The sequence below is a fragment of the Scytonema hofmannii PCC 7110 genome (assembly GCF_000346485.2).
Lineage (GTDB): Bacteria > Cyanobacteriota > Cyanobacteriia > Cyanobacteriales > Nostocaceae > Scytonema > Scytonema hofmannii.
Window position 1 is genome coordinate 6,413,855 of sequence record NZ_KQ976354.1, and the last position, 16,087, is coordinate 6,429,941.

A 16,087-nucleotide genomic window follows, 5' to 3' on the forward strand; every position below is an offset into this window, starting at 1 on the left:
TGACTGCGATCGCAAATGGAAATATCATTTTCCACCAACTCCTTAAACTAAAGACATCACAGTCAACAATGAGTGAGTAGTAAAAATGAAACTAGCTCAAGTATTTCCGATCGCAATGGCTGCATCAATGGTGTGCATCTTGACTGGAACTATTAGCAAACAACCTCTATTGCGCGGGCTGGGTGAAATAGCTGCATTGGGAGCCATTTCTAGAAAAGTACTAGTCAACCAGTCCCAATCAGATGCGAATAACCAGAAGCAATTACAATACTGCTCGGTTAAGGGAAAGTGAAGCCTAAAATTCCGAAGAAACTGTTCTCGTTTTATTTACGAGAACAAAAATGAGAGAAATTTGTATAAATGAACCCACAAGAGATGAGCAAGTATCTCTCAAGAATGTTTATATTTAATTGAAAAAATCTCTAAACCTTGTCCCTTTTAATTTTCTATCTAGTTCAACTATCTTCTACTACTAGATGATGTCAACTAGCGGTTGTAAAAATTGTAAAAGATAGTTGTTGCCGGGGAGTATAATTATTTCTATGACATCGTTTTTTAGTTTTAAATTTAGAACGAGTTTTCTTGATTACCCTCGGATTAGTTCTGCCTGAGGTTGGTGGTATTTGTAAGTCTAAGATTTCCCAGATTAACCAGCTAAAATATATATTCATATTCTCAAGAGAATGATTAACTTGCTGTTGAAACTGAGGAATAGCACGTCTGACAACTCTTAGAGAACTGGTAAAACTTAAACTTAGGGGAGATATTCCCTTGATTGCTGCACTTTGAAACATTAAATAACGTATACAATAGTGTCCTAGTAACCAACCATAAATTTCTTGGATAACTTCACGAGGATTCTTCGAGCGGATAGGAATTTTACGACCGTTCAGATGGACTTTTAACTCATCCAAGGTGTTCTCAGCTTCCCACCGTTGATGGTATTCTTGGGCTAAGAGCAATGCAGGAAAAGTTGAAATATCCATCAAATCAGTTACTAAACGATACACCTTTTCTACACCCTCAACTTCAATAATATATTCAATGACACGAACAGGTATTTTCGTCGCTCCCTTCTTTCTTGACTTTCCATCAGGAGCAAGCCAACTTAGATAGGAACCATCAGGAAAAGCTTTAACAAACTCAAATTTTACATGAGATGGCACGCGACCAAGAATATGACATTTTTGTTTGATTGCAGCATGAATCATTTTAAATGAGTGCAGTCCTCTGTCCCACATTAACAACATACTCTCCTCAACACTTCTTAATAGCTTTAAAGCTCCTTTTCTCTCTCCAATTCGATATGGACAACAAAATATGTCGATAATTAAATGAGTTCCTGCTTCGACTAAAAAAGTTAACCTAGCTTTGGGAAAAGCCGGATTTGTACCAGGACGAGAACCAGGGTAACCAAATACTTTAGCATTAGTTTCTGTATCAGGAACATCAAAAACTGTGCCATCCAAAGCCATTATTCTCAGTCCACCCAAAAAAGCACCTGGTGTTTTAATTGTTGCTAAAGGTTTTGCAACAATTTCAAATAAACGAGTCATAACAGCAGCACCAATTCGTTGTCTAGCTTCACTTATTGATGAAGATGTTGGTATCTTAAAACGTCTCTTAAAGGGGATTTGCAAAGAATTAAAACCCTGAATGAGATTTTTCAATACATCCACGATTGAATCGGAGGACCAAAAACTCATGGCGATTACTAGAGAGATTACTACGTGTGTAGGAAGTATTCTTTGACGCCGTGCGGTACTACTCGTTGTTGTAATCGCTGCCATAATCGACTCGGTAGGGATGATCTGGTTAAGAGCCAGCAGTAATTGTGCCCGATTTAGGATTTGATTGTTGAATTCAAAGTTAACTAGCATCATTAGCACTCAGTTTTGAAGTGAAATTTCGTATAAGATAATATTGATTAAAACACTTTTTGTTCTCGTAATCTATTCGAGAACTCTATCTTTCCCCAATTCCAATTGATGCCTACGAAAACTGACGATATTATTGCCAGAGCCGAACTCTTACAGCAAGCGATCGCTACTCTACAACTACAAATTCAACAAATTCAAGCTTCAGGAGAAGTTGCACCCGAAGGTTGTTGTGTCCTGCGCTACCAGGCACGCGGTCAAAAAGGAACTTACTGGTACTATAAGTTGCACGCTCAAATGCCGATTTTCCCTACGCAAACTCCTAATAAATTAAGTAAATATAAGCATTTGGGGAAAGCTGGAAGCCCCGCTCATATTGATGCTGTTATGCAAGTTACACGAAGAATGCAAATCGACACCTTAAAAAATACGATTCATTCTCTCAGACAAAACTGGATAGATTTGTACGAAAGTCTCAAAGACAAAAAATAACCTTGCCCATCCGCTTTCAGTTATCGTTTTTAATACGCGAACACATTTGACACTGTTTTACCCTTTATTTCCCTTAACCGAGCAGTATTGCAATCGGTGGGGCTTTATTGTTTGAAGACAGAATCCAGGCTAATCTCTGGATTGTTTCCAACTAATCCGAATTGACCCAATCGGTGGGGGAAAGTACCAACAAGAGACCACTTTTAACCGTTCTAAGTTTCCAACTAATCCGAATTGACCCAATCGGTGGGGGCCAGTAAAGCCTGATATGACAATGGACAAAACAATGATTGTTTCCAACTAATCCGAATTGACCCAATCGGTGGGGTGTAAGGAATATATAAGATTACCAGATAGCCTAATGTTTCCAACTAATCCGAATTGACCCAATCGGTGGGGGATAGCGCTTTCGGTGGGACAGTCGGTTTAATCAGTGTTTCCAACTAATCCGAATTGACCCAATCGGTGGGGACTTCTCAGCTTATATCCACTTATAGATACAAACTCTTATTGTTTCCAACTAATCCGAATTGACCCAATCGGTGGGGAATTCGTCCAGGTGGAAAGTCAAGTTCCATCCTTGGTTTCCAACTAATCCGAATTGACCCAATCGGTGGGGGGCCTTCTTTGCACGGAGAAGTTTTAGACGGCAAAGATAAGTTTCCAACTAATCCGAATTGACCCAATCGGTGGGGGCAGTTGATGTAGATATTACCGGAGCTTTAAAAACAAATGTTTCCAACTAATCCGAATTGACCCAATCGGTGGGGACAACTCGTTGATTTATCTGGCGGCATTCTGATGATGAATGTTTCCAACTAATCCGAATTGACCCAATCGGTGGGGCATCGTTATCCTGAGCTTTGCTCTCAGCTTGATGTTTCCAACTAATCCGAATTGACCCAATCGGTGGGGAGTTCGTCCAGGAGACCTTACCCAGTAAGGGTTTCAGACGCCAAATCGACGCATCTAGAAAAAGTATAGTACATTTTCCCAAAAATTGCTCGCAACACATACCTCAAACCCTCTCCCTGTAAGGCATCGACGCATCTCAACGGAAAATATAGGGTTTCAGCGATTTGGCGAGATGCGTCGATAGGCATTTAAAAGTTCTCCTAGAAATGGCTCAAAGCTATATGCAGAGACACTTTTACTATATATCTTTATTATGTTCTTCTCTCCACAAGCGTAATGCTTCTTGATAATTAGTGCTAGCTTGATGAATTCGCTGGTCGCATTGCTCTTGCAAACGATTATATCTATCAGCAATAATTTGAATATCTTTGTGACATTTCTTTTCTTTCGTGCAGAGTTCTTGCTCCCGCCATTGTTGAATTCTTTCCTTCACTAAATGTTCTGGTCCTATTATCGGTACATCTGATTCCGGTGGCTCTACAGTTTGAATTTGTTGTAATTCCTGTTCATATTGCTGTTTTATATGATGAATATGTCCGTCTCTTTCTCTAACTAATTCTTGTTTGCGAGAGAGAAAAAAATTGATTTCACACTGACAGTCAACCATATAAAAGTTTTTCAAGTGACTGTGAGGGTCATTATCAGAAATCCATTGCAGGCGACTATCAATCAACTGTTCTCTATATTCTTGTTCGTCGGTAATCAAAGCAATCATTTGTAAAGCCTCATCACTAATTTCTACTTGATTGAAGTGTTCTTGAGAAAAATTATCTTGACCATCATTGAACATTGTCATAATATTGCTCCACTAACTTATCGTATACTTCTGGAAGCTCCACCTTTTCTGCGTGGTAATTAGCAATAGCCCACAGTAAAACTATAGGAAATGATGCTACGATCGCGGCAATAAAAACACCTACAGATGCTAACATTGAATAAGCGACTACTGCTTCAATAACGCTCAAACCTATGCTAATGATTAAAGCTTATTTTTCTGGTTTGCCATTATGATAACCCTCCAAGTCATCCAGCATCTGTAGTTGAGTTTTGGTGTAAGTCTCTTGAAGGCTACTTTCTGGTAATTCAAATTCTTCTGAATACATGATTTTTCCTTTATTTGTTCTGGTCAGCAATTGCTTTACGGGTATTTTGAGTCTGATTTTTCAGCTTGATTCCTGTAAGCACTTTAGTAGCATTTGCATGAGCGTAAAAGCTAGCTAAACCACCACCTAATAAACCTGCGGAAATTGCCATTGGTCCTCTTCCTACTTGTTTAGCAAGCAGTTGCGGAGCTACAGAAAATGTTAAAGAACCTGCTAAAATCACGATAAATTGGGTAATTTGACGCCGATCTCGTCCCAAACGAAGAGAGCGAATGGTGTTATATTTAGAAATTTGCGATCTAGCTAAATTCAACTTGGCGTATTTTTCAATTGCTGCTTTCATATCAGCCCGATCGCGATCGGGTAATCTTTGAATAATTTTCAGAGGAAGTTTCAGCCAAGCTTTTAGTCTAGCTTTGCTTTTGGGTGACAGTTCTGGTAACAACATACTTGTCTCCTTTTTCTCCTTAAATATTTAGCATATAGCGTTTCCTAGTCTGTTGAGGTACAAATTTATCAGCGTCCATCCGCGTTCATCTGCGGTTAATTCATTATTCTGTACCTCACGAAAGTGGGAATTGCTATATTTGCCGATAGTTAATATCTAGCAATCACTTGAACAAGATTATTTTCTGGCTATTTCAAACAGCCCTTCAATGCAAGTCTGGCTATCAGCGTAAGTACAAATTTGCGTATTTTTTACCTGCATCAACTGTTGGCTTAATTGGTTTTCCAAATTAACAGATGAACCGATAATTGCTACTGCACCTCCCTTTTGTACAACGCGCTCAATTTTTGATTTAATCAAACTAAAATTCTGTGGTTGCTGGTTCACTAATTCTGCTGAATTAATCGCTACGATCGCTGCGACAGGTTGAGTGTTACCTAGACTTTGCTGGTGCTGAATCTCCGTTTCCATCCGCGAAAGTGCTTCTAGTAAAGAAGTTCCAGGAATTTTACCAACTCCAGAAGGAGGAACCATCACCTGTTGGCATTGCTTTTGTAAAAGTAACCGATCTCGTTCAATAAATTTCTGATTGCCCAATATTGTTGCTACATCTGCAAACTTCCCTTGAATGCGGGTATCGCCCTCAACCAAAGATTCACTGTATTGACGACAAAGCACTTTTAAAGACTCTTTAAAAGGCTGATTTGACTGAGAAACGTCTACCATCAACACTCCAGCCACTCGATGAGTTAACCCATCCAGCAACAAAGGAACGCCAATTAACAACGCACCAGCCGAACCACAAAGCCAGACAAACGGTGATTTCCACAAAGGAACTTCTCGATATATTTCCTCAACAGACTTGCGCTCGTGTCCCACTGATTGCTTGCGACGCTTTGAGTAACTCATAGACATCTCCAAAGAATAGAGTTTTTAAAGTTCTAAATTAATCAACACTCCTAAGTTGTACAGCAAGCATTGGATATGGCTTTTTCCGTGTAAGGGACAACACCCTTCTGTTCTCTGCCTTTCCGCTTGTAAGAAATGCCACAAAGATGTGTGAAAACCGCACCTTGAGGAACGGACACCACGACAGTTGAAAAGATGAGAAACACTTAACATTTCGTTACGATAGGAACATCAAGAAAAAGAAAACAAAACCACCATATTGAAATTAAAGGTGAACGACATGAATGGCACAATTCGCGTTGGCAACCTCTTCGGGATTCCCTTCTACATCCATCCATCTTGGTTTTTTGTCCTAGGCTTAGTGACTCTCAGCTACAGCAGTGGATTAGCAGCGCAATTCCCGCAGTTGGGTGCAGCTTTAGCAGTCATACTGGGATTGGTGACAGCAGTGTTACTCTTTAGCTCTGTTGTCGCGCATGAATTGGGACATAGCTTTGTCGCTCTTCGCCAAGGAATAGATGTCAAATCAATTACACTGTTTATATTTGGTGGATTGGCAAGTTTAGAAAAAGAGTCGAAAACTCCTGCTGAGGCTTTTTGGGTTGCAATTGCAGGTCCTCTGGTGAGCTTATTGTTATTCGGTATACTGACAGGTGTTGGGATTGCGATAAGCTGGGTACAGCTTGCGCCAAGGGCGATCGCACCGAATGGACCGATAGCCGCAATACTTGGTGTTCTGGCTTCTGTAAATTTAGCATTAGCACTGTTTAATCTCATACCAGGTTTACCTCTCGATGGTGGAAATATCTTAAAAGCTCTTGTGTGGAAGCTGACAGGAAATCCTTATCGGGGTATTGTTTTTGCCAGTCGAGTTGGTCAAATCTTTGGTTGGATTGCGATCGCTTCCGGTGTACTCCCACTGTTGTTATCTGGTAGCTTTGCAAACTTCTGGAACTTGTTAGTCGGTTTCTTCTTATTACAAAATGCCGGAAATGCCGCGCAATTTGCTAGAGTACAAGAGAAACTCACAGGTCTAACTGCGGCGGATGCAGTCACTACTGATAGTCCAATTGTCTCTGCTCATCTGACATTACGAGAGTTTGCTGACCAACGGATCTTAGACTGGCAAAACTGGAGTCGTTTCCTCGTGACAGATGACAACGGACAGCTTGTCGGAGCCGTATCGGTGGATAATTTGAGAATCATCCCAACAGCAGCGTGGTCAGAAACTCACATTAAAGAAGTTATGCGACCAATTGAACAGTTGACAACTGTAAAATCCGACGAATCATTAATGGATGTCGTGCAACTGCTAGAACAAAGAAAGCTATCTACACTTGCTGTTATTCGTGACAATGGCGTGCTTGTCGGACTTTTAGAAAAAGCTTCAATTATTAACTTACTTGACAAAAAAGCCCAAGTAAAAGCTGCATGAGCACTCTGGATAATTTCACAGTAAAAGCCTGGTTTTTTAGAAAAACTAGGCTTTTGCTTTCTTGACACTTCTACCTTTTACCAAATGTCAGAACCAATACTGCAAGGGATAGCCGGAACAGAAACCCGGTTTCTCAAAGAAACCGGGTTTCTGGCACTTCAACTGTCATTAACCGAGCAGTATTGGCCTCTAAGTCTATTTTTCCTATTATCTTGTCAGGGTGAAAAGAGAACCACCATGAGGTGTAGGAAGATTGTAAACAACTTGATCCAATTGAGGAGCGGTATCTAAAGTTTTAAAGAATGTCCCCCGTTGTTCAGGAGTTATCAAAAGCGTAGCCGCTCTAGCAGGAGAAGTTGCTGCCAGAAAAACTTCTACATACCCACGTAATTCCAAACCAGCCACTGAAGTCAATAACGCTCCATTGTCCCTCACAATGTCCGGTTGTAAAATGAACTGTATAGTATCGCTAGGAGCGATATTTGGAATATCAAATCTTGCCCTGACTCCACCCGGAATTGTAGGATCTGGGGTAAGGTCTCCTGGTGTATTTGCACCTGAGACATCTAGAAAAGTGAAAGTTTGCTCAATGTTTATATTTGGTGAAACTGCTGTAAAGACAGCAATAGATGAAACAAAGAAATTTAAGTACGCGAGCTTTGACTACCCTTTTACAAAAATAGTATCCATGAGAAAATAGTAAAGTATCCAGTTCTTAATTGTAGATTAATATGAGCATCGCTGACTTATTACCGACCTTGCAAAAGCTGTCTCGCGCAGACAAACTGAAAGTGATGCAGTTTTTAGTTCAAGAAATGGCAACTGTTGAAGAAATATTGTCGCTGCAACCAGGTGAAACTTATCATGTATGGTCGCCATACAACTCTCATAAGGCATCTCAAAAATTAGCAACACTGTTAAAAGAAGACAAACAAACAAGCGATGCTTAATTCTCAAAGATTTCCCTTTGTTGAAGGTCGTGATATATTTAATACAGAATTAAATATCTTCTACCCACAAAATATGAGTTGCAAAAGTGCTGCTTGTGAGAGCATTGTAAAATTTTCTATCGGCTGTAACCATTTGGCATTTTTGCGTTGTCGCTAAAGCTAAATAAAGGCTGTCATAAACAGTTCGCTGCGTTTGTAGTGCGATATCTAAAGTAAGAGACATGAACGCCTTAGAGGGATACACCTCTAAAGGTAGTGCATTTAATACTGTAACTACCCGCCTTGCTTCTTCAGCAGTACCTAAACCAAAACGAACTTCTTTCCAAAGGATACTTCCTACCTCTGTATATAGCAAATCTGGAACCAACAAACTGTGGTCACCTGCAAGCAAACTCCGCGCACTATCAGCGTAAACTTGAGGTAAGAACCATTTGATAGCCACGCTTGCATCTACGACATAGCGGCTCACCGTTCTCTATCCTCACGGATAAGTTCAGCACTATCTCTAAATGTGCGCCCTGCAAACATCTCCTGAATTTGTGCCACCATTTCTCTAGCAGTTGCGATATCGACAGATTGGGTTTGATTGGTGATAGGTTGCGTGGCTTGCTCTAAAATATGTTTCAATTCTTCTTGCAAGGAGCGAGCGTGCTGTCGAGCAAGAGTTTCTAGTTTGTAAATAAGAATGGGATCTATATTGTTGATGACTAATTGAGTCATAGGAAACTTAATCAAAGAAGAATCTAAATTCTAACAAACTGATGGGTAAATTTTCCAAAAAAGCTCGCAATTTGCTTGCACTGCTTCTTGCTGCTGGAACTTGGCAAGCCTCATTTCCTGTTGCACTGCTGCTTACATCTTCATTTGTAACTGCCGATGTTGCATATGCTGCCGTAGAATCGGGCGTCGCGATCGCACCCAGAATTCGTTCGGCAAGTCCCGGCTCTAACGTCACGCCAAGTAGCGCTGCTGGTTGTTCTATTATGATGATAGCCTACCTGCCGGGTCAGATGCTATTTCAACTAATGGTCACCATGAAGGAATTGCGATTAGAATAAATGAAGAAGAAAGGGTTTTTGATAATCATCACGCTGATGGAGTGCCAACGGAACAATGGAAGAATAATTTAGTATTTGACAGGAAGGTGCGTTTCGGAGCAAATTTTAAGGAAGAAAGATATCAATTTTAAATTCAAATGTAGGAAATTAATATGAGACAGTTTTCTAAACTTCTCCAGGATATCAAAGAAAACTCTACCCAATACTTAGGCAAACCATCCATTACTTCTCTTCATTCATTCTTGATTGGGTACTTAAGTAATTTAAGGGACTTGGGCTTTGTTCAAGAAAGCTGCATAATGAATGGGTTTCAATAGTGGATAGAACAAAGAGAAAAAACTACATTATCTCAATCGTGGGCTGGGATAATTCTTTTTACCAGTGGGAGTGAAAGGAGTGGCTTTTATAACACGGTTCCCGTTCGCGCTCACAGTCGCTGTAACCCCGGAATGACTTTCGGTAGCGAACCACCAGCCCACCGATTGGGTCAATATCGGATTAGTTGGAAACCAGCTAACTTTTCATCTAACCCAACTCAGATATCGGTTGCCATCACCTCAACATTATTTAACTCGACTTATTACGTTGAATTTCACTGCAAACGTCCGCAACCGTCATATTCCCAAACAGATGCTCTTTCACATTAAGATAATCGACAGGCTGTGACATCGTTTCTCTAATAAAGAAAGCAGCCTTCCCAATTCCTAAACGTTCAACCAACGCTTGAATCGCTTCACACCTAACCTCATCGCTCTTAGGCACAAACAGTGCTTGAGTCATAGTTCTTTAAAGCTCCTAATTTTCTGAGTTAATTAAAGCCACAGCCAACTCAGTAGGAGTTTTAATCGCTACAGTGCCGGTGTACTTCTTAATGATTCTGTCATCACAGGTAACGAAGCTGTCTGCTCTTGCCACTTCTGCACAGGCAAGGTGTAGCGCGTCTACCCCCTTAATTCTATCGCGAACCTCAATGTCTTGAGCTGTGGTTGTTACGGCGCTAGAAATTTCCTGAAAGTACTTTGCTTTCTGGAGAACTTTCAGAACAAAGGTTTGGCGGTCACTGTAAGGGTTTCTTTGTGTCTCAAATACCAAAGCATCTGAAGATATCAGTTCTACAAATTCATGCTCAACCAACAAAAAAATTAGCTGCATTGAAGTTGCTTCTAGATAGATTCGCGCCTGAGACTGATCGTCAAAAATCCGGTTGAGGGCGCTAGTGTCTAAATATACTTTCAAGAATTCACCTAACACATCGCTTCCGGTTTACTCCCACTGTTGTTATCTGGTAGCTTTGCAAACTTCTGGAACTTGTTAGTCGGTTTCTTCTTATTACAAAATGCCGGAAATGCCGCGCAATTTGCGAGAGTACAAGAGAAACTCACAGGTCTAACGGCATCTGATGCCGTCACTACTGATAGTCCAATTGTCTCTGCTCATCTGACATTACGAGAGTTTGCTGACCAACGGATCTTAGACTGGCAAAACTGGAGTCGTTTCCTCGTGACAGATGACAACGGACAGCTTGTCGGAGCCGTATCGGTGGATAATTTGAGAGTCATCCCAACAGCAGCGTGGTCAGAAACTGAGATCGCAGAAGTTATGCGACCAATTGAACAGTTGACAACTGTAAAATCCGACGAATCATTAATGGATGTCGTGCAACTGCTAGAACAAAGAAAGCTATCTACACTTGCTGTTATTCGTGACAATGGTGTGCTTGTCGGACTTTTAGAAAAAGCTTCAATTATTAACTTACTTGACAAAAAAGCCCAAGTAAAAGCTGCATAAGCAATCTGGATAATTTCACAGTAAAAGCTTAGTTTTGTAGAAAAACTAGGCTTTTGATTATTGAAGGAATTTCCCACAACTTACAGTTACTAACTCCACAGTGGATCTAATTTATCCACATCTACCATTTGTGCTTTGCCACTTTTAAAGAAAACTCGCTTGTTCAACTTGGGGAAGTCTACAATTTCTATATCATGACGTTCGCCACCTGATAGGTAAACCAAGTCTTCATCAAATGGATTTCGCAGGTGATGAGCAACAGAGGGTGTTGGAAATCCCATAAAATCCCCTACACCCACTTCATATTCTTCGCCATCAATTTCGGCAATACCTTGACCGGATAAAATGTAAACAAATTCTTCTTCGCTTTGATGTGAATGGTAAACAAACGATTCCTTGTGTGGTGGAATCCGAATCAAGTGAAAACCGAGGCGTTGAAAACCTACCAAATCGCTTAACGATATGCCATGAATTTCCGAATTTGAATTGAGAGGGTGGTTCATGGACTGCTCTGGGAGTTGACGAATTTGTTCAGCACGAAATAAGGTGAGCTTTTTGGACACTTCACTCATTGCTTTTCTCCAAATCTTGTGACGTCAAAGCAACAGAATTGGCAAATACTCTGTACTTATCATAGAGGTTCTAGTAGTAATCTTACTGAAGAAGTATCAAAAGACTAAACCTAGAGAACAAATTTTACTTTATACTTTGTCGTAGCGATTTCAATAGCTTTTTCAATGTCAGTAGGAGTGGGGGGAGCTAAAAGGCTGGGCTTTTCTTCCTCACTCATGGGTTCTTTCACTGGAAGCCCTACTTCTGCGAAAAACTGTTCGGGTCCTGCTGGTGTAACCCACATCAAGATTTTTGCAGGATTTGACCCAATATTCTTAAAACTGTGACACTGACCTCTAGAAAAGTGAAGGAAGTTACCAGAAGTAGCGACGATAGTTTGCTCCTCTTGCTGGTACTCAATTTCACCTTCTAGAATATAGTGAGCTTCGTCCGCTTCGTCATGAATGTGGGGTGGTATAGTGCTTTGCGGTTGCATCACCATTTCTAATAGCGCATACGCCCCGCTTGTACTTTCCCCAGTTGCCAAAAAGGTGTATAAATCACCCAGCACTAAATATGCGGAACTGCTACTTTGCTGAACTAATCCGGATTTGAAGTTAACCATTTTGATTCTCCTTCTTTGAAAAAAGTTGCTTTTAAACTTTAGTTTCCGCGCATTGTCGTGCGCTCCTCAAGCAAGTGCTCGACTAAATTAACATTAAGCTATCTATTGAAAAAGAACAGTCAGAAAAAGTCTTAAATCATCAGTATTTTGTAGTTCGTGGATTTAGGGGGATCTAAGACGCGTGAAAACAAGCATCAGAGTAATGCACAGATTAGCTACTCTTATTTTTCTACCCAGGGACACTTCTAACTTAATGTCACTGGGTTTATTGGTTTATACTGGCATTAAAGCAGCTTTGTTAAAGCTGTTGTGAATGTTTCATAAGGGGTTACCCCAACAATGGTTTCCATGAGAGTTCCATTTTTGTAAATCATGACTGTGGGGATACTGCGAATGCCCAATCTTTTAGCAAGGCTTTGGTTCTGGTCAAGGTCTACCTTGACTACTTTTGCACGGTCTTCATATTCTTCAGCTAATTTATCTATTAAAGGAGCAATCATCTTACAAGGTCCACACCAAGTTGCCGTAAAATCACACACAACTGGTTCGTTGCCTTTTAAAAGTGAATCAAATTCTGGTTCAGTGATGTATTCAACAGTTGTCATAGATACTCCTTATTTATTAATGCTTGAATATTGTTTGTAGTTCATAAAAGTTAGTATAAAGCAACTTGAAGATAGATTTTAATTTGAACGCTATTTTTTTAATAGACAAGCACCGTACACATGGAATTCCTGACCTGTCTGGTCTAACTTGCTTTTATCAAATCGCGATCGGGTGTGTACAGGCATCAACTCATGATAATCATTTCCCAAGGTCACGCTTGAGATAGAGTTTTTTTGACAAAAATAAGCTGAAGATGAAATTTGACAGTGCGATTACTATGAGTCGATTTGTATTTCGGCTCTTGCGTACTTAACGTGCTAAATGGAGGTTTTTTGAAGTGATTTAGATAATAGTAAGCGCCAAAGGTTCAGGAGAAAAGAAATGTGCCTCTTGCAGTAAATCCGAATCTTCTGTACCTAAATGGACATACTTTTAGTTTTTATTTGCTTGATTTTACTTATCAACTTTTATTTTTATAGACCTCTCCCCGACCAGCCACTTTGATCGCAGTAACTAACAATACATCGTCTTCTATTTCATAAACTACTCGATAACTTCCAATTTTAATTCGGTAGGTATTTTCTTCGCCTTTCAACTTTTTCACCCCACTAGGGCGAGGTTCTGTGGCTAAAGCATCTATTTTTGGTTGTATACGGTCTTGCAAGTCTTGAGGTAATTTCTTAAACATCTTTCTTGCACTAGGAGAGAATTTAACTGTGTAAGTCATCAATTAAGCCACGTCTTGTTTTCTCTCTTCAGCAATTTCTTTTTTAATTTCTTCCCAAGAGAATGTACCGTGTAAGCGGATCTCTTCTCTGGCTTCTTTAACAGATTTTAAATCCTCTTCATCCTCTTCATCTTCAATGTTTTGTAAGAGTGCGAGTATTTCATCTAAGGTACAGTCATAAGCTTGATTTAGCAGTACGTTGATAGCTTTGATTATTTCTTGTCTTTCGTGTTCTGTTTTCATTATTTAACTCTACAATCCCATCCCCATCATGACAGCCGTATAGCACTAGTATAGTTGTCATTTAAAAAGTTTTCTCCACAGTTAACCCAATTTCCTGCCCATAGGATAGTTCAAGAGTATGACCATCTGGATCTCGCAAAAAAGCCCAGTACCCGACAGGATAACCAGAATCTTCTTGCTCCCCAAGTAGCACACCTTCCTGTCGCGCTCTCTCACACAGAGCATCCATGTCCTCACGACTCTTACAACCAACCCCAAGATGTGCAAAAGGTGAAAGAATGGGATGTACTGAATCTGTCTGAATGAGAACGATTACGAATGGACGCGTGCGATAACTTCGTTGCGCTTCGCGATAAGCCGGGTACGGCTTGCGCCAAGGGCGATCGCATATCCACACAACAGCCACGCCTGTTTCTGCATCAATGCGACTATGAAGAACCTCCATTCTCGCATAGGTGGAATAAAATTTGATACTGCGCTCAACATCTGAGACAGGGAGCGCTATATGAGTCAGTCCAATATCACTCATTGTAAAATTCTCTCGTACAATATTAAGGTTTCTTGCTTTGAAAAAAGTTGCTTTTAAACTTTAGTTTCCGCGCATTGTCTTGCGCTCTTCCAGCAAGCGATCGAATAAATCAACATTAAGCTTTTCTTTGAAAAAAAACAGTCTGAAAAAGTCTGAAATTATAAGTATTTTGTAGTTAGCTTCTCTTAATCTGGTTAGATTTAGTCAGAAATATTCCACTGAGGACTGCACCAGAAACTTGGATATCTTTATCCGCTAATTATTTCGTAATAGGTAATGATGCTGATGTTGATTTTGCCATATTCTTTAATATATGCATCAAAGTTTTCAACTACCAGGGGGTGATTGCGAAAAAATAAGGATAAAATGTTGGTATCAACCAGGGCTGGTTTCATCGCTTCTTCTCCCCAAAAAAGCTTGCTGGCGACGTGCAATTATTTCTTCACTGAAGTCAGCAAATGTTTCATCTGACATATCGCTCCAGCAACCAGCGAACTGCATAATTTTTTCGGGTGTATCTGGCTCTTCCGCACTTAGTGGGCCAAATTATCAATAAGCTTCGTATCTGAACCTGATTATATGGGATTTCAAGGCGCTGACTAAGTGCTTTATGGACAAATCTAGCTGAGATAACGCTTGAAAAGCTGAGTACACAAAGCTTTCAAGAAAGTTTTAGATGAAATTAGCCCACTAAGTACGGAAGAGCCAAAATTTCATCTTCGATGATTAGAGAACTTTTAGCTGGACGTTACGAAATCATTAGACCCATCCTAAAACTCGCAAGCCACTATCTGGTGGCAGATCGCACCTCCAAACTGTAGTCAAAATATAAGCCAATACAGTTCAGTTAAGCAGTTATTTAGAAACCCGGTATCTTGAAGATACCGGGTTTGGTGCTCCCCTCGCGACCCTTAACTGAACCGTATTGAAATATAAGCCACACTACAGTAAGCAGTGTGGCGAAGTTTAAATATAGAGCGCACAAAATATAAAGTAAAATTGATAAGCGTTTTTAGTTGTTTGTTGTCCTTGTGGACATCTGTTACTACAAAAGAGCATTGTGGCATTCCAGATGAAGAGCGAATATTTCTAGCAACGGCTCGCCTGCCCTCACGAAGTGTTTGTAATTCAAATAGAAATGCTATATTAATATGAGTTATTAACCACTGCACATCCAAACCAGTTTACCTAACAGGTTAGATACAGGCTCTAAGGAATAATCTTTAAAATCCACTGTTATTTGTTTTTGTTCGAGTTTGAGAAATCGCCATAACAATCCGTTACTAACACAACCGTAAATAAGTAATGATTCTTCTCCTGCTTGCTGATTAAATTGTTGTGCTGCAACCATTTCTGCCATACATTGTCCCATACCACTGTTAATATCTGCTTTTTTCGCTTCTACCAACACAACAACCGGAGACTCAACTTCTAATTGTTCAGGCGACCGACTAATTAGAAAATCACACACTCCCGATAGTCCAACTTCAGGATTAACGGTAAATTCCTGCCCTGAAAATAAGCTGATTTGTCGCTTAAGATACTTTCTAACTTCAACTAAAATTGGGCTAATTAGTAATTCAGATTTTGCTTTTTCACTTGGTAGCGCAACCGCAAGTGGAAGATTTTCTGATAATACCTCCAATAATGTAGAAGTTGGTGCAACTGGAGAAATTTCAGGGAAAAATGTTACACCTTCAATTGTCTGAATTCCAAATGCCTGCTTAACTTTACCAACCGTAAAATCGCTGTATGCCATGAGGTTTCACTTGTTACCTAATAACATTTTAACTCACATTCCGCTAGGGCAAACGCATTAAAATTTGTCAA

25 protein-coding genes, 1 pseudogene and 1 CRISPR repeat array are annotated in these 16,087 nt (G+C 40.1%); of the genes and pseudogenes, 7 read left to right on the forward strand and 19 right to left on the reverse strand.

Translation table 11 applies throughout. The annotated features are described in order from the left end of the window. Positions 1 to 85 precede the first annotated feature (85 nt). Complete coding sequence (locus WA1_RS26630) at positions 86 to 292, forward strand: hypothetical protein (RefSeq protein ID WP_066613033.1); 207 nt, start codon at positions 86 to 88, stop codon at positions 290 to 292. Between the two features lie 190 nt (positions 293 to 482). Here the strand turns inward: WA1_RS26630 and WA1_RS26635 are convergent, their stop codons facing one another. Then, a complete protein-coding gene (locus WA1_RS26635) occupies positions 483 to 1,883 on the reverse strand; it encodes an IS4 family transposase (RefSeq protein ID WP_026135398.1) in 1,401 nt (466 codons plus the stop codon). Between the two features lie 105 nt (positions 1,884 to 1,988). On the opposite strand from WA1_RS26635, the gene WA1_RS26640 reads away from it, so the two are divergent. Continuing rightward, positions 1,989 to 2,369 carry a hypothetical protein gene (locus WA1_RS26640; RefSeq protein ID WP_017750188.1) on the forward strand — a complete coding sequence of 127 codons (381 nt, stop codon included), beginning with the start codon at positions 1,989 to 1,991 and terminating at the stop codon, positions 2,367 to 2,369. Positions 2,370 to 2,512: 143 nt separating this feature from the next. Next, a CRISPR array of direct repeats spans positions 2,513 to 3,284; the repeat unit is 36 nt; unit sequence GTTTCCAACTAATCCGAATTGACCCAATCGGTGGGG. A gap of 238 nt (positions 3,285 to 3,522) precedes the next feature. On the opposite strand, the gene WA1_RS26645 is transcribed toward WA1_RS26640, so the two are convergent. From WA1_RS26645 to WA1_RS26655, 4 genes are all read right to left on the reverse strand, one after another. Further along, the gene (locus tag WA1_RS26645; protein WP_148662774.1) at positions 3,523 to 4,080 is read right to left on the reverse strand and encodes a hypothetical protein; all 558 of its coding nucleotides are present in this window, start codon (positions 4,078 to 4,080) and stop codon (positions 3,523 to 3,525) included. Next, positions 4,064 to 4,249 carry a hypothetical protein gene (locus WA1_RS57290; RefSeq protein WP_158516701.1) on the reverse strand — a complete coding sequence of 62 codons (186 nt, stop codon included), beginning with the start codon at positions 4,247 to 4,249 and terminating at the stop codon, positions 4,064 to 4,066. Before WA1_RS57290 ends, WA1_RS26645 begins: the two co-directional genes overlap by 17 nt. 148 nt (positions 4,250 to 4,397) lie before the next feature. Then, entirely contained in the window at positions 4,398 to 4,835 is a 438-nt protein-coding gene (locus WA1_RS26650) for a hypothetical protein (RefSeq protein ID WP_017749529.1), read from the reverse strand. Positions 4,836 to 5,012: 177 nt separating this feature from the next. Further along, entirely contained in the window at positions 5,013 to 5,744 is a 732-nt protein-coding gene (locus WA1_RS26655; protein ID WP_017749530.1) for a hypothetical protein, read from the reverse strand. Positions 5,745 to 6,024: 280 nt separating this feature from the next. On the opposite strand from WA1_RS26655, the gene WA1_RS26660 reads away from it, so the two are divergent. Next, positions 6,025 to 7,179 (forward strand): site-2 protease family protein, encoded by a 1,155-nt coding sequence (locus WA1_RS26660; protein WP_017749531.1) that lies wholly within the window; start codon positions 6,025 to 6,027, stop codon positions 7,177 to 7,179. A 207-nt stretch (positions 7,180 to 7,386) separates the two neighbouring features. On the opposite strand, the gene WA1_RS26665 is transcribed toward WA1_RS26660, so the two are convergent. After that, positions 7,387 to 7,614, reverse strand: a complete 228-nt coding sequence (locus tag WA1_RS26665) for a hypothetical protein (RefSeq protein WP_051077147.1) — start codon at positions 7,612 to 7,614, stop codon at positions 7,387 to 7,389. A 296-nt stretch (positions 7,615 to 7,910) separates the two neighbouring features. On the opposite strand from WA1_RS26665, the gene WA1_RS26675 reads away from it, so the two are divergent. Next, a complete protein-coding gene (locus tag WA1_RS26675) occupies positions 7,911 to 8,129 on the forward strand; it encodes a hypothetical protein (protein ID WP_017749534.1) in 219 nt (72 codons plus the stop codon). A 49-nt stretch (positions 8,130 to 8,178) separates the two neighbouring features. On the opposite strand, the gene WA1_RS26680 is transcribed toward WA1_RS26675, so the two are convergent. Together WA1_RS26680 and WA1_RS26685 are read right to left on the reverse strand one after the other, a co-directional pair. After that, the gene (locus WA1_RS26680; protein ID WP_017749535.1) at positions 8,179 to 8,598 is read right to left on the reverse strand and encodes a type II toxin-antitoxin system VapC family toxin; all 420 of its coding nucleotides are present in this window, start codon (positions 8,596 to 8,598) and stop codon (positions 8,179 to 8,181) included. Continuing rightward, a complete protein-coding gene (locus WA1_RS26685) occupies positions 8,595 to 8,849 on the reverse strand; it encodes a FitA-like ribbon-helix-helix domain-containing protein (protein ID WP_017749536.1) in 255 nt (84 codons plus the stop codon). Before WA1_RS26685 ends, WA1_RS26680 begins: the two co-directional genes overlap by 4 nt. 41 nt (positions 8,850 to 8,890) lie before the next feature. On the opposite strand from WA1_RS26685, the gene WA1_RS58240 reads away from it, so the two are divergent. Beyond that, positions 8,891 to 9,187: a hypothetical protein gene (locus WA1_RS58240; protein WP_017749537.1), complete on the forward strand. Its 297-nt coding sequence runs from the start codon at positions 8,891 to 8,893 to the stop codon at positions 9,185 to 9,187. Beyond that, the gene (locus WA1_RS53300; RefSeq protein ID WP_081402949.1) at positions 9,103 to 9,318 is read left to right on the forward strand and encodes a papain fold toxin domain-containing protein; all 216 of its coding nucleotides are present in this window, start codon (positions 9,103 to 9,105) and stop codon (positions 9,316 to 9,318) included. The genes WA1_RS58240 and WA1_RS53300 overlap by 85 nt, the downstream gene beginning before the upstream one ends. Positions 9,319 to 9,754: 436 nt before the next feature. Here WA1_RS53300 and WA1_RS26695 read toward each other — a convergent pair whose 3' ends face one another. Both WA1_RS26695 and WA1_RS26700 read right to left on the reverse strand, forming a co-directional pair. After that, on the reverse strand, positions 9,755 to 9,967 hold the full coding sequence (locus WA1_RS26695; RefSeq protein ID WP_017749539.1) for a hypothetical protein: 213 nt from the start codon (positions 9,965 to 9,967) through the stop codon (positions 9,755 to 9,757). Between the two features lie 15 nt (positions 9,968 to 9,982). Beyond that, entirely contained in the window at positions 9,983 to 10,423 is a 441-nt protein-coding gene (locus tag WA1_RS26700; RefSeq protein WP_026135326.1) for a PIN domain-containing protein, read from the reverse strand. A gap of 15 nt (positions 10,424 to 10,438) precedes the next feature. Here WA1_RS26700 and WA1_RS26705 point away from each other — a divergent pair. Continuing rightward, a pseudogene (locus tag WA1_RS26705) lies at positions 10,439 to 10,975 on the forward strand (CBS domain-containing protein); the annotation flags it as partial. Positions 10,976 to 11,064: 89 nt separating this feature from the next. On the opposite strand, the gene WA1_RS26710 reads toward WA1_RS26705, so the two are convergent. The 9 genes from WA1_RS26710 to WA1_RS26745 all read right to left on the reverse strand — a co-directional run bounded on the left by WA1_RS26710 (position 11,065) and on the right by WA1_RS26745 (position 16,016). Next, the gene (locus WA1_RS26710) at positions 11,065 to 11,547 is read right to left on the reverse strand and encodes a cupin domain-containing protein (RefSeq protein WP_017749542.1); all 483 of its coding nucleotides are present in this window, start codon (positions 11,545 to 11,547) and stop codon (positions 11,065 to 11,067) included. Between the two features lie 110 nt (positions 11,548 to 11,657). Continuing rightward, positions 11,658 to 12,152, reverse strand: coding sequence for a cupin domain-containing protein (locus tag WA1_RS26715; protein WP_017749543.1), 495 nt, complete (start codon positions 12,150 to 12,152; stop codon positions 11,658 to 11,660). A 284-nt stretch (positions 12,153 to 12,436) separates the two neighbouring features. Beyond that, positions 12,437 to 12,757 carry a thioredoxin gene (gene trxA, locus WA1_RS26720; protein ID WP_017749544.1) on the reverse strand — a complete coding sequence of 107 codons (321 nt, stop codon included), beginning with the start codon at positions 12,755 to 12,757 and terminating at the stop codon, positions 12,437 to 12,439. 461 nt (positions 12,758 to 13,218) lie between these two features. Then, on the reverse strand, positions 13,219 to 13,485 hold the full coding sequence (locus tag WA1_RS26725; protein ID WP_026135327.1) for a type II toxin-antitoxin system RelE family toxin: 267 nt from the start codon (positions 13,483 to 13,485) through the stop codon (positions 13,219 to 13,221). A gap of 3 nt (positions 13,486 to 13,488) precedes the next feature. Further along, positions 13,489 to 13,728, reverse strand: a complete 240-nt coding sequence (locus WA1_RS26730) for a hypothetical protein (RefSeq protein ID WP_017749546.1) — start codon at positions 13,726 to 13,728, stop codon at positions 13,489 to 13,491. Positions 13,729 to 13,789: 61 nt separating this feature from the next. Continuing rightward, positions 13,790 to 14,257: a VOC family protein gene (locus WA1_RS26735; RefSeq protein ID WP_017749547.1), complete on the reverse strand. Its 468-nt coding sequence runs from the start codon at positions 14,255 to 14,257 to the stop codon at positions 13,790 to 13,792. Between the two features lie 248 nt (positions 14,258 to 14,505). Next, positions 14,506 to 14,652: a PIN domain-containing protein gene (locus WA1_RS55420; protein WP_017749548.1), complete on the reverse strand. Its 147-nt coding sequence runs from the start codon at positions 14,650 to 14,652 to the stop codon at positions 14,506 to 14,508. Next, the gene (locus WA1_RS60290) at positions 14,633 to 14,758 is read right to left on the reverse strand and encodes a hypothetical protein (RefSeq protein ID WP_272819235.1); all 126 of its coding nucleotides are present in this window, start codon (positions 14,756 to 14,758) and stop codon (positions 14,633 to 14,635) included. Before WA1_RS60290 ends, WA1_RS55420 begins: the two co-directional genes overlap by 20 nt. A 658-nt stretch (positions 14,759 to 15,416) precedes the next feature. Beyond that, positions 15,417 to 16,016: a hypothetical protein gene (locus WA1_RS26745; RefSeq protein WP_017749549.1), complete on the reverse strand. Its 600-nt coding sequence runs from the start codon at positions 16,014 to 16,016 to the stop codon at positions 15,417 to 15,419. Positions 16,017 to 16,087 lie beyond the last annotated feature (71 nt).